Genomic DNA, 12,953 nt, shown 5'->3' on the forward strand with positions numbered 1-12,953 from the left:
TGGTCGGACCACTTTTTGTTGAATGAAGGTTACGCCATGCGCATTGTGATGATTGGTTCGGGTTATGTTGGCCTCGTTTCCGGTGCCTGCTTTGCAGATTTCGGCCACCATGTAACCTGCGTCGACAAATCTGAAGCAAAGATCAACGCTCTTGAAGCGGGCGAAGTGCCGATTTACGAGCCTGGCCTCGAAGCCATCATCCAGCAAAATCGCAGCGCTGGCCGCCTCGATTTCTCGAAGAATCTCGCCCCTTCCGTCGGTGAAGCCGACGTGGTCTTCATCGCTGTCGGCACGCCGTCTCGCCGTGGAGACGGCCACGCGGACTTGAGCTACGTCTATGCAGCGGCGCGAGAGATCGCCGCCGCTGTCAGAGGCTTCACGGTCGTCGTGACAAAATCCACCGTACCGGTCGGTACTGGAGACGAAATCGAACGGATCTTCCGAGAAGAATTTCCGCAAAAGGATATTGAGGTCGTCTCCAATCCGGAATTCCTGCGCGAAGGCGCAGCTATCACCGACTTCAAGCGTCCCGACCGTATCGTGATCGGCACTGAGAATGCGCGTGCTATCGAGGTCATGCGCGAGGTCTACCGCCCGCTTTATCTCAATGAAGCGCCGCTCTATTTCTGCGAACGCCGTACCTCTGAACTCATCAAATATGCCGCCAACGCCTTTCTGGCAATGAAGATCACCTTCATTAATGAGATCGCTGACCTTTCCGAAAAAATCGGCGCCGACGTCCAGAAGGTCGCCAAGGGTATCGGCATGGATAAGCGCATCGGTGACAAGTTCCTGCATGCGGGACCCGGTTATGGCGGCTCATGCTTCCCGAAGGATACGCTCGCTCTCGTCAAGACGGCGCAGGACTTTGACAGCCCGGTACGTCTGATCGAGACGACCGTTGCGATCAACGACAATCGCAAGCGCGCGATGGGCCGCAAGGTCATCGCTGCCTGCGATGGCGATGTGCGTGGCAAGAAGATTGCTGTCCTCGGCCTCACCTTCAAGCCGAATACCGACGACATGCGCGATGCGCCGTCGATCAGCATCATCCAGGCTCTGCTGGATGGCGGCGCAACGGTTCACGCCTACGATCCGGAGGGCATGGAAGCGGCGAAAGATATGCTCGGCCCCGTCACCTACGGCAACGATCCTTACGAGATCGCCGCGGATGCCGACGCGATCGTAATCGTCACCGAATGGGATGAGTTCCGCGCACTTGACCTCAAGCGCCTGAAGACGGTTATGAAAAATCCGATTATCGTTGATCTCAGGAACATATACCCGGTCAGCGAAGTGACCAAACACGGATTCGGCTATTTTGCCATCGGCAAAAAACCAGAAAAGAGGTGAGATCCGCTACTTCGTTTCGAAAAACAAGCTTCAAAGGACTCCATCCTGAGGCCAACCGCTATTCAGGCGGTAACGGAAACGAAAGGGTAGCGGTTTCTCGAAGCAGACTTACGGCAACCTGCGACGTCATCACACTGCCCGGCGCAAGAGGGCCTTGCAGGACCGAGCACTATCTCATTCGTGCAGTACCGCGAGACCGATAACGTCACAGATTCCAGGCAGGGCGAGGATCTGTGCTTTTGCGGATGATGAATGGAGAGAATTTCGCGACGAGCGTCTCCGTCGCATTCTTGTTCCAGTGGAGGCGGATTGGCCGCAGCGAGGTTCGGAAATAATCCGCCGGAGCTGCGACATCATCAGCTCCAAGCAATTTAAACCGCGGTATGGTTCCCCGTCCGGACAACGGCGTCGTCAATCGTGGCCCGTCTTGGGTGGTGTTGAGACGCACGACCATGCCGCCGACCGCTGAATAACGGCATGTCGCGGGACGGCTGTTCGCCTCGAGACTAAACTCAAGCCCGAGCCAGCTATTGCTCGCTGACAACTCGTAATCGAACCCAGCCTCGACCCAATCCCCTTCAACGAGACCGAGTTTCTCAAAATCCATATCCGCCCAAGATAGCGTCAAAGTACATACCCGAGAATCATTGCCATTATCGGCCGGGCCGATCGTGAACACCTGCCTCTCGATACCATCGGCTAAAGGCTCCTTTGACCCGATAATCGTATCGTTCTGACCGCTGCCGCGTCTTGCCACAAGGCCATCGGCGACAGCGCCCGTCACACCCGAGCGCTTGCCGGCATCTCCCGAAAAACCGCCAAGCGGCGAGAGATTGGCCAACTTCACATCCCGGCTATAGAAGTCGCCTTCCATTACCATATCGCGCAGTATTGGAAGCAGCACGGAATAGCGCAGCCACTGTCCATCGGTATTCAAGTGAACGCCGTCTTCGGTAATAGCAATACCTTGCTGAATTGCTTTCGCGAGCACGTCGCGATCGTCCACGACCCTGATACCTTCGCGGCCGCCGATCGAAACCAGATATTCAGTAAGGCCGCTGTTCAGAGTGTGTCGAGCATCTTCCGCCGCCCAAGTCCCTTTTGTCTTGCCAATTCTATCCACAGGCAACAGGCAGACAACCCAGATCCCCGCCTCCCGGAGAGGCTTCAACAAGGCTTCATAACGCTCGACAGCCTCCTCCAGGGTGAGTTTATCGCTGGCAATATCATTGGTTGCGATATCCAGGAGGACGATGTCCGGCTGCCGCTCCAGGCACCACGGCAGTCGCGCCAAGGTCTGCGGCATGTGCTCCCCGCCACGACCCGATATCGCCCCGGCGAGCCTTGCAGTCGGGGCGGCCGCAGTCGGAACTTTGGGATCATACCAGCAATCGAGATTGAACCGGTTGTCTATGTTGCGAAGCGGGCCGATGGTTCCGAGCCAGTTCGCGGTGACCGTATCGATGCGTGGCGTCGGGCTTCCAGGATAGATTACCGTGTAACCGCTATTGGCAACGAAGCTATGGCCTACGGCCATGACCTTGGCGCCAGTCTTAAGTGGGAGAGACGGTAATGCACGAGATGAGGACGAGGACAATGCGGGAGAATTTTCAACGAGATAGGCGCCAGTGGCTGCCAATGTTCCCGTCAAAAAGCGACGGCGGGTGATTGACGTAAGATATGATCGCAAATTCACAGCAAAACACCTTTTACGCTAACTGATCGGCGCACAAGTGATCAACGCAAGCTGACATTTCTGTGGCTAGAATTAGGAACTAATTAGAAAACTACCCGCTTTGAATTCTCTGCAGCAAACGCCGGCGGTGATTACCACGCCCTCCTCCTATGCGGTATAGCTGCTTGTTAAACATCGCAAGCTGCCACGGTTCCGTCTGCGCTTTCGTCAAGGCGCGTTCACGACCTAGATCGGCTTGACAGCAGCTCACTCCCCCGAACGGATAATCATTTCGATAAGTTATGATTGGCACTGAATACCCCAGCCGCGCGTCGAATTCCGAGACTGGGAAGTTTGCCATAGATCCCCCCGATCAGCTCCCCCCAGAAGCCATGGCTACAGGTCGCCTCTCCCCGCGCATTTGCCTGATACTCGGCGCCCTGGGGAGCCTTCGAGGAAAGGGTTTCTCGTGCCGTGAAAGCAGGGCTAGAAAGATCAACGGAAATTCCAAAGGAGACGCTATCGCATTGTCTGAATTCGATAAAAACAGATATCCCGCATACGCCAAGATAGCGACCACATTCGGCCGCCGCCCTCGAAAGCAGGCTTTGAGTACCGCCATTGTGAGTAACACGTAGAAAATGATCATCCCGGGAGTACCGAGCTCGACAGACAGCCGAATGTAATCATTGTGCGCAGAAGTCGAACCGAGCATGACTTCGATCTCATGCGGTGTGACGTAAAATTGATGTCCGAAGCCGATACCTGTGAATGGATATTGGGCGATGACCGTCCGAAGATAATCCCACATTACCGATCGGCCGCTGTCGCCACTTTCGATAAATCTGGTAGCGAAATTTTTCCAGAAGACTGCTACAATGGCGAGGCTGCCTACCGATCCAAGAACAATCAAAGAGAGCTTGGTGGTAATGGTGACCCCTCTATGAATAAGAAGTGAAACACCTGTCACTAGCACACAAACAGCTAGCGTGGCTCGGCCACCGGCGGCAAACAAAACCAGTAAGTTAGTCAGCACAAATACCACGTAGGCTTTACGGCCCGAGAGCACAAGCTGCATCGCCGCAAAGACTCCACACATCCCGAGTGCGGACGTAAAAGCTGCTGCCGACAACGATCCTAGATATCGCGGCACACCCGTCGCAAACTCCGTTGCAACCATTGGCTTAATGCCGGCAAATTGATAGACAAAACCTAAGAGTGCACAAATCACTGGTAGAATTGCAGTAGCTTTCCAGATCGCCTGCTGATCTCGATATCCGGTTTTACCGGCAAGTAGGGCAAACAGGATAATTATCTGATTAAGAGAAACAAAAAATATCGACCAGCTGAAATCCTCGTATGGCGTAAGTACAGCAAGCACAAATACAAGCGCCAATTCCGCCCCAAGAAGCATTAAAATTGTTTTATCTGCGCCTCCCCGTCCCAGGATCGCGAACGCAGCCAAAACGAAAAAGGCCTTCTCAATTGCATTACTGCCAGAGAAATGCAGTGCAGCGCCGACATTGAATATCAACAATATTAGGGAAGCAATGTAAGTTATTCTGAATGCCATCCATTATTTCCACTACGAGCTAAATTCACCGAAAATCACCTACACCCTCCTAGTGAATGTAAAATAGTCTCCACCCAGGCGCTGAACCACCCGATTGAGCGTCAGAAGATCCAGTTTACCTGCCCGCGGGTACCGACGTGTTTACGCTAGGATTCATGCAGCGAGATCGAAACATTGGCGACAATCGCAAGCGCTTCCGTGCTTGCTATCATCGCAATCCTTCATTGTTTGTCCGAGGCCGTCAAGGGTCATAACCCTCGGGGTTCGGGCTCGACTGCCGGAACAATATCCCAAAGTATGTGTCAACGTGATGGCCGGAGACGCTCACCTGCGGGAGTTGCTGGCAGCGCGCGCAAGATGTCTGCCGCTTATGATCTGTTGCAACAAACCCGCTGATAAGAACCTGGCCATAACAGAAGAGGGCATATCCTGAGATATGCCCTCCCTTGTGCTTAAGCTTCCTGTCAAAACCTCAAAAGGCAATTCACAGGAAATGTTCCAACGTGATGAAACAATCCGGCATAAAACGCCGCGTCACCGTTATGCGAACAGAAAGTCCGAAGCGTGAAGATCCGCCATATTTACGTTTTCCAGGGTGATGACATGGTCAGGACCAAGATTAATGACAGTGTTTGCGCCAACCTGTGACATATGGTCTACCACGTCCTGATACTTGTATTGGCTGACACCGAAGGCACCGAACTTCAGCTTGTCTTCGCCGACCGTAAAATCGGCGATGCGATCCGAGCCGCTCTCGAACACGAACGTGTCATTGCCGGAGCCCCCGACGAGATAGTCATTGCCGGCGCCGCCGAAAAGGAAGTCATCCCCAGCCCCGCCGTAGACGCTGTCGTCCCCGTCGTTGCCGTAAATGAAATCATTTCCTTCATCGCCAAAAACCTTATCGTTACCGATACCGCCGTATACGTAATCGTTTCCAGCGCCGCCATGGACAATGTCGTTACCTTCGTCGCCATAAACGCGATCGTTGCCAGCGTCGCCGTTGATAAAATCGGCGCCGACTCCACCCCGAACAGTATCTGCACCTTCGCCGCCGCTCAGGTAATCGTCCCCTGCACCGCCATAAACTGAGTCGTTGCCCTCACCGCCCCGAACATTGTCGTTGCCGTCACCCGACACGATTATGTCATTGCCGGCGCCGCCGAATACAACATCGTTGCCCGCTCCCGAATTAATGATGTCGTCGCCTGCTTCGCCGTAAATCGCGTCTGCGCCAGCGCCGCTACCAATATGGTCGCTGCCTCCACCGCCAAGCACCTTGTCGCCACCATCGCCAGAATAGATGGTGTCAGCACCATCACGTCCTCGAATCACGTCGCTATCGGCCGTACCTGCGAGAGTGTCGTCTGAATTGGTACCCAGAACGTTAGCCATTTCATTCTCCCTTTGAAACAAAATCAACATATTTATATTGAAGCGCTACTGGCTTTCGCGGATTTGATTATTGGATATTTAATATATTGTAAACCCTGATGACGAACGAAAAATGCCTATTGGAATAGATATACTTAACGCTCGTTCGCTCGTTAAAATTGCATCCTCGTATATGGAATCTAAGACGCTTGATGCTTATGAAATACTCTTCATGATACTGTCACACGTGCAGGATTTCACGATTACCCGTATTTGCCGCAGCGCTCGCGTGCGGACCTGCCCGACGCAAGAACCTTCTAGCGCCTCTCCGTTTTTCTCCGAGTTGCGGATATGCTCTCAAATTCCCCAATCTTCGTGGCTGGCTAGAGCGATTCAGGCGCCCGCTCGATATCCTGAAAGTTGATTTCAGACTGTCAGCGCCTCAGCCGTTTTTTTGGGGATTCCGCCAGCGAGGCTGGCCTGCCTCAGAGGTGGATATCGGCAAGCTAGTCGATTGCTTCACATATATTTGCTGCACTGCAAACCGCTCCCGCTACAGAATCCGAGACGCCCGAAAACGTCTCACGGTAGCGCGGTAGACGTGTAAAAGTTAATCCAGCTCAGCGGAAACGCGAAGATCATCTCATTGAAATCAATGCATTTTTTATGTTTAGGCGCGTTTTGACGGTACGCTTTATTAAAAAAATCCCGTGGTGGCTATTTCGAAAATGTCATATGCCCTATACAAACATGATCGAAATTGATCATCGACGGAACGTTCATTTTTTTGCGGTTGCGTAATCGGTGTAAATTTTCGACTATCGCCGCAAAGTCACAAACAGCAGGAGCGTGCGAATGAAAATTGCAATCTTTGGCCTTGGCTATGTCGGCCTCACAGGTGCCGGATGCCTGCTCAAAGAAGGTCATTCGATCGTCGGCGTGGAACCTCACGAAGACAAGGTAAAACTCATCCTTTCCGGCCATTCGCCAATCTACGAGCCGGGACTGGACGATCTGCTGGCGATGGGCCTGGCCGATAATCGTCTTACGGTCGTTTCGCAGGTCGGCAAATTGCTCTCGGAATGCGACCTTGCGATCGTCTGCGTTGGCACGCCGAGCGCGGCCGACGGCTCGCACAATATGACATTCATCGCAGAGGTCTCGCGCCAGATCGCTCTCAGCGTGGACCCCTCTCGCGAAAAACCGCTGACGGTCGTTTTCCGCAGCACGATCCGGCCGGGATCCATCGACGGGCTGATCGCGCCGATCTTCCGGGCGCATCTCGGCAAGGACTTCGCCAAGGCGGTGGAAATTGTCTACAATCCGGAATTCCTGCGTGAATCCGTTGCGATCAAGGATTACTTCAATCCGCCAAAGATCGTTGTTGGAACCCAGAACGGCCAGCCCTCGGAGCGTATGACCGAGCTCTACAAGAACATCGACGCGCCGATGTTCGTCACCGGTTATCGCGAAGCCGAATTTACCAAATTCGTCGACAACACCTGGCACGCGGTCAAGGTTGCGTTTGCAAACGAAATCGGGCGTGTGTGCGTTCAGCTCGATATCGACCCGCAGACCGTGCACAAGATATTCGTCTCGGACACCAAGCTGAACATCTCGCCTTACTACATGCGTCCCGGCGGTCCGTTCGGCGGCTCCTGCCTTCCCAAGGATGTCAGGGCGTTGGCCCATATCTCCGAAGAGGTCGGCGCCTTCAACCACCTGGTCGATTCGTTGCTGCGTTCGAACGAAGCGCATAAGCGCTTCATCTTCGACTACGTTACACGCGATATCGCTCCGAAGGCGAATATCCTCATGCTCGGGCTGGCGTTCAAGGCGGAGAGCGACGATCTTCGTGAAAGCCCCCAGCTTAACCTTGCGCATAAGTTGATCACGGCCGGCTACAAGCTCAGCATTTATGATCCAGCCGTCAAACCGACGCAATTGCTGGGCCAAAATATGGGCTATGCCTTCTCACATCTTCCATCCATCTCCGAGATCATGGTTTCCAAGGAAGACGTAGAGAGCACCGAATACGATCTGGTGATCGATACAAACGGCAGCTTGGCAAAGATAGACGTGAAAGCCGCAAAGACGGTTGACACAAATACTTTGCGCTAAAACAGAAGAAGACGCCGTCGGCCTCTTCGGGGGCCGACTCTTTAAGAGTTACCAAGAGTAGGCAATCGATGGCAATTCAGGAAACGTTCGATACAGCCCTTGATGACGCGACAGACGTCAGCGCCTTACCCCTGAAAGGGCGGAAAGTACTGATCATCGTGGAGAACCTGCCGGTTCCCTTCGACCGTCGCGTCTGGCAGGAAGCCCGGACTTTGACGGCGGCCGGTGCACAGGTCTGCGTCATCTGCCCGACAGGAAAGGGCTTCACGGAACGCTACGAGTGCATCGAAGGTATCCACGTTTACCGGCACCCGCTGCCGCTTGATGCGAGCGGCGCGCTGGGTTACCTGCTGGAATATGGGGTTGCCCTCTTTTGGGAAACTGTCCTCGCCTGGAAGATTTTCTTCCGACACGGCTTCGACACCGTTCATGGCTGCAACCCGCCGGATCTGATTTTCCTGGTTGCTCTGCAGTTCCGGCTTTTTGGCGTTCCCTATATTTTCGACCATCACGACATCAATCCGGAACTCTACGAAGCCAAATATGAAAAGCGCGGCTTCTTCTGGCGGCTGATGTGCTGTTTCGAATGGATCACCTTCAAAAGCGCGCGTGTAGTCATCTCGACGAACGAAAGCTACCGGGAGATCGCTCAGGTGCGCGGAGGCAAGAAAGCCGACGACATCTACGTGGTCAGGAGTGGTCCGGATCTTTCTCGTTTCGTCGCCGTCGAGCCCAACCCGTCGCTTAAAAAGGGCCGGAAATATCTGGTTGGTTATGTTGGCGTTATGGGTGCCCAGGAAGGCGTCGATATCCTTCTGGACGCAGTTGCATACATTAAGAATCAGATGGGCCGTGATGACATTCAGTTCGTTCTCGTCGGAGGCGGTCCGAGCGCCAAGGGCCTTGCGGCCGATGCGGAAAGGATGGGCCTTTCGGAATGCGTAACCTTCACGGGACGCGTCTCCGACCACGACCTTCTCGAAGTGCTTTCAACGGCGGATGTCTGCGTCAATCCTGATCGCGTCAACCCGATGAACGATAAGTCGACGATGAACAAGATCATCGAGTATATGGCGCTCGGCAAACCGATCGTTCAGTTCGACGTTACGGAAGGCAGGCGCAGCGCCGAAGAGGCTTCGCTTTATGCAAAGGCCAATGATGCGAAGGATTTTGCGGAGAAAATCGTCGCTCTCCTTGAGAACCCCGAAGAGCGCGCGCGGATGGGCGCTATCGGCAGGCAGCGCGTCGCTAGCAGCCTTGCGTGGCCTTACCAGATCCCCAACCTGATCGCAGCCTACAAGAAGGTAAAGCGTCAGGCCTGAGCACTCTATAAGCACAAAGAAGAGCCGCATGAGCAATCGTCATGCGGCTTTTTGTTGCCCGCCTGCGCGTGGCCGGAAAGCCGCTCAGATGGCGTATTTCCTTCCATCTATATTCGCAATCTTAGAAGCGTTGTCTTGGGTTGGAGCCGATCAGCCTTCAAGCCCCGTGTCGGCTATTCCTCGCGGAACGTGTGGTTCATTTGGTCTGTCAACGGCTTGGTCAGATAGGATATGACCGAGCGGTCAGCGACTTTGATGAAAATCTCGGCCGGCATGCCAGGATAGAGCGCCATGCCCTGCAGTTTCGCGAGGCTTTCCGGTTCCGGCTTGATACGCACAGGGTAGAATTTTGCGCCCGTGCGTTCGTCGGTAACGACGTCCGGAGATACCGAAAGAACCTTGCCCCGAACTTCAGGTGTGGTGCGTTGGTCGAAAGCAGTAAATCGAACATCCACGTCCTGGTCGACATGCACCTGATCGATATTGCGTGTCGCGATCTTGCCTTCCACCGTCAGCGCGCGATTGTCCGGTGCCAGCAGCATGAGCTGTTCACCCGGATTAACGACACCACCAACCGTATGGATTGAAAGCTGATAGACTCTGCCTGTCAACGGCGCCTTCACATCCAATCGCTGGAGCTGATCGAGAGCAGCAATCCGCCGCTCCTCCATCTCTGCGATCTTGGCTTCGACATCCGTCAGATCCTTGGAATTGTCGGCACTTTGATCAGCATCGAGCTGCAGTATCTGCAGCTTGATTTCTGCGATCTTACCTTCGGCCTGCGCACGAGCAGCAACCCGGCCGCCACGATTGCCATCAAGATCGGCCTTCTCACGTTTCAAGCTATTGATCTTCTGCATCGTAACGAGCTTTCTGGCATAAAGCTCTTCAGTCGCTGCCAGCTCTTCGTCAACGAGCGCTGTCGCCTCGTCGATCGCCTGCAATTGTATGGTGTCGCCCTTGATCTCTTCGGCGAGCTGCGCCGTTTTCTCTTCAAGCTGCTTCTTACGCCCCACCATCGAAGACTGGCGCGTCTTGAAGAGTTGCATTTCACCGTCGATCAGCAGCTTGTTCGCTTCCAGATCGACGCCCTTCGCCTCCAGTTCCTCGAACGAGAAACTGGGAGCCCCAAGACGCTCTGCCTGCAGCCGGCTTCGACGAACATAGAGCTGGGCAAGGCTGCTGTTGATGATACCGAGGTTGGCCTTTACCGACGTCCCGTCGAGTCGCAGCAAGATATCACCCGCTTGCACGTGCTCGCCTTCGCTGACGGAGATCTCAGAAACGATACCGCCGACCAAATGCTGAATCTTCTTGACGTTGTCGTCGATGATGACAGTCGCGTCACCGACGACGGCATTCGAAAGCGTCGTCGTGGCTGCCCAGCCGCCAATGCTGCCCACAAGCACGATTGCCATTGCGATGACCATCACGGCATGGCGCCGAAGTGAATGTTGAGATTGTGACATCACCACAGCTTACTGCTCCTGCGTATCGCCAACCACCTTGAGCGTCGGCGATCGATCTGCGTGGATCGGCTTGATGTCGCGACGCAAGATGCGCGCAAGCACCTCATCCTTGGGCCCGAATGCCGCGAGCTTCCCGTCACTCATCATCAGTACGAGATCGCAGCCTTCCAGTGCGCTCGGCCGATGCGCGACGATGAAGACGATGCCGCCCCGCCGGCGCACGGATAGAATGGCTTCAGCGAGAGCCGCCTCGCCCTCTCTGTCAAGATTGGAATTCGGTTCGTCGAGAACGACGAGGAAAGGATCCTTGTAAAGAGCACGCGCCAGCGCAATGCGCTGTCGCTGACCGGCAGAAAGCATCGAGCCGCTTGGACCGATCTGGGTTTCATAGCCCTTTGGAAGCCGCAGGATCATCTCGTGCACGCCGGCGATTTCGGCAGCGGCAATCACTGCAGTCGCCTCCGGCGCATGTTGAAAGCGCGAGATGTTTTCGGCGACAGTGCCGGAGAAAAGCTCGATATCCTGCGGGAGATAACCGATATGCGCACCGAGATCACCATCGTCCCATTGGTCCAGCGTGGCGCCGTCAAGGCGGACAGAACCGCGGTAGGACGGCCAGATGCCCGTCACGGCGCGTGCAAGCGATGACTTGCCGGAGGCGCTGGGACCGATCACCCCGACCGCACTGCCCGCATTGATCGAGAAGCTCACACCGGAAATAGTAATCTCCTGTTTGCCAGGCGGTCCGCTGACGAGCTGCTCGACGGTCAACTGGCGATAAGGGGCGCGCAATTTGAGCGGGCTGTCGTTCTCCGGCAGGTCGCGGAAGGCGCCCCTGAGCCGACCCCAGGCCTGTTGGGCCGCAACGAAGCCGCGCCAATTGGCAATCGCCTGCTCCACCGGCGCGAGCGACCGGGAAGTCAGGATCGACGACGCGATGATGATGCCGCCGGATGCCTGATTTTCAATGACCAGAACGGCACCGGTCGCAAGAACCGCAGATTGCAGCACCGCGCGGAAAATCTTGGAGATGGTCGAATAAACATTGCCTGTATCGGACGCCGTCCGCGAGGTCATCCGATAGGCATTATTCTGATCCAGCCACCTTTCGGCCAAATCTTTGCGCATTCCCATCGCCTGAACGACCTCGGCATTTCTCTGGGCAGCTTGGAGAAACGTATTCCGCCGGTTGCCAAGTTCGGTCGCCTGCTTCGAAGAGGTCTGAGCGCTTCTGTGTGTCAGGAATGTCAGGGCGATCAAAACAAGCGCACCGGCAATGGCAATAATGCCGATGATCGGATGAAACATGAAGCAAATGGCGATGTAGAGCGGCATCCACGGCAGGTCCAGGAAGGCGGCCGGACCTGAACTCGAGAGGAAGCTGCGGACCTGGTCGAAATCCCGGAGCATTTGCAATCCATCGCCTTCGACCTTTGTTTTGACAGGGGCCTTCATGACCGCCCTGAAAACACGCGCGCTCAGCACCTCATCGAAGACGCCGGATACACGGACCAACATGCGGCTGCGCATGACTTCGAAGCCGCCCTGGAAAATATAGAGAAGCAGCGCCAGCAGCGACAAAGCAATCAGCGAGGGGACGCTACGGCTGGGAATGACCCGGTCGTAGACCTGCAGCATGAAGAACGAACCCGTGAGATAAAGGATATTGACGACCGCGCTTGCCAGCGCGATTGCCACCAGCGCGCTTTTGCAGCGCGAAAATGCCTCGGACCCTGGATCCTTCTTCGGCTGTCGTATGAAGCCCGCTATAACGTTATTCAACCTTCGACACCCTCTACAACTCTGCCTTCCGAAATCCCGTAGGCGATTTACTGTCACTCACCCAAGACGTCTTTCAAGACATACGATATTGACGTTACTGGAGTTACATCTCATGCCACAGAAAATGAAGTAAAATAAACAGACGGTGAGACAAAATCGCTCCGTAGGTTTAATGCTGATACTCTCGGCCGCGAGTATTCCGCGACCTGGAGGGTAACTTGAAGGAGGTAAAAAGCCATTTCAGAGCCGCCTTTTTGGCTGAAACGTGCCGCCGACGGCCGAAT

General features: G+C 54.9%; 8 protein-coding genes. 3 read left to right on the top strand and 5 right to left on the bottom strand.

What is annotated here, in order from left to right:
- Nucleotides 1-36 precede the first annotated feature (36 nt).
- Nucleotides 37-1,353 (top strand): UDP-glucose dehydrogenase family protein, encoded by a 1,317-nt coding sequence (locus JNB85_RS26470; RefSeq protein ID WP_220337391.1) that lies wholly within the window; start codon nucleotides 37-39, stop codon nucleotides 1,351-1,353.
- Between the two features lie 205 nt (nucleotides 1,354-1,558).
- Here JNB85_RS26470 and JNB85_RS26475 read toward each other — a convergent pair whose 3' ends face one another.
- The 3 genes from JNB85_RS26475 to JNB85_RS26485 form a co-directional block, all read right to left on the bottom strand.
- Nucleotides 1,559-2,890, bottom strand: a complete 1,332-nt coding sequence (locus tag JNB85_RS26475) for an SGNH/GDSL hydrolase family protein (protein WP_220337392.1) — start codon at nucleotides 2,888-2,890, stop codon at nucleotides 1,559-1,561.
- Nucleotides 2,891-3,401: 511 nt separating this feature from the next.
- Nucleotides 3,402-4,601 (bottom strand): O-antigen ligase family protein, encoded by a 1,200-nt coding sequence (locus JNB85_RS26480; protein ID WP_220337393.1) that lies wholly within the window; start codon nucleotides 4,599-4,601, stop codon nucleotides 3,402-3,404.
- Between the two features lie 540 nt (nucleotides 4,602-5,141).
- Entirely contained in the window at nucleotides 5,142-5,996 is an 855-nt protein-coding gene (locus JNB85_RS26485; protein ID WP_220337394.1) for a calcium-binding protein, read from the bottom strand.
- Nucleotides 5,997-6,830: 834 nt separating this feature from the next.
- Here JNB85_RS26485 and JNB85_RS26490 point away from each other — a divergent pair.
- Nucleotides 6,831-8,096, top strand: coding sequence for a nucleotide sugar dehydrogenase (locus JNB85_RS26490; protein ID WP_220337395.1), 1,266 nt, complete (start codon nucleotides 6,831-6,833; stop codon nucleotides 8,094-8,096).
- A gap of 68 nt (nucleotides 8,097-8,164) precedes the next feature.
- Nucleotides 8,165-9,418, top strand: a complete 1,254-nt coding sequence (locus tag JNB85_RS26495) for a glycosyltransferase family 4 protein (RefSeq protein WP_220337396.1) — start codon at nucleotides 8,165-8,167, stop codon at nucleotides 9,416-9,418.
- A 173-nt stretch (nucleotides 9,419-9,591) separates the two neighbouring features.
- On the opposite strand, the gene JNB85_RS26500 is transcribed toward JNB85_RS26495, so the two are convergent.
- Nucleotides 9,592-10,848: an HlyD family type I secretion periplasmic adaptor subunit gene (locus tag JNB85_RS26500; RefSeq protein WP_262928194.1), complete on the bottom strand. Its 1,257-nt coding sequence runs from the start codon at nucleotides 10,846-10,848 to the stop codon at nucleotides 9,592-9,594.
- 48 nt (nucleotides 10,849-10,896) lie between these two features.
- Nucleotides 10,897-12,669, bottom strand: coding sequence for a type I secretion system permease/ATPase (locus tag JNB85_RS26505; RefSeq protein ID WP_220337398.1), 1,773 nt, complete (start codon nucleotides 12,667-12,669; stop codon nucleotides 10,897-10,899).
- Between the last annotated feature and the right edge of the window lie 284 nt (nucleotides 12,670-12,953).

It is taken from the genome of Rhizobium mesosinicum (assembly GCF_019511345.1).
Lineage (GTDB): Bacteria > Pseudomonadota > Alphaproteobacteria > Rhizobiales > Rhizobiaceae > Rhizobium > Rhizobium mesosinicum.

Excerpts from the sequence above, each read along its gene's own strand:
- JNB85_RS26490 (WP_220337395.1), top strand. The coding sequence starts at position 6,831 with ATGAAAATTGCAATCTTTGGCCTTGGCTATGTCGGCCTCACAGGTGCC.
- JNB85_RS26470 (WP_220337391.1), top strand. The coding sequence starts at position 37 with ATGCGCATTGTGATGATTGGTTCGGGTTATGTTGGCCTCGTTTCCGGT.
- JNB85_RS26500 (WP_262928194.1), bottom strand. The coding sequence starts at position 10,848 with ATGGTCATCGCAATGGCAATCGTGCTTGTGGGCAGCATTGGCGGCTGG.
- JNB85_RS26485 (WP_220337394.1), bottom strand. The coding sequence starts at position 5,996 with ATGGCTAACGTTCTGGGTACCAATTCAGACGACACTCTCGCAGGTACG.
- JNB85_RS26495 (WP_220337396.1), top strand. The coding sequence starts at position 8,165 with ATGGCAATTCAGGAAACGTTCGATACAGCCCTTGATGACGCGACAGAC.
- JNB85_RS26480 (WP_220337393.1), bottom strand. The coding sequence starts at position 4,601 with ATGGCATTCAGAATAACTTACATTGCTTCCCTAATATTGTTGATATTC.
- JNB85_RS26475 (WP_220337392.1), bottom strand. The coding sequence starts at position 2,890 with ATGGCCGTAGGCCATAGCTTCGTTGCCAATAGCGGTTACACGGTAATC.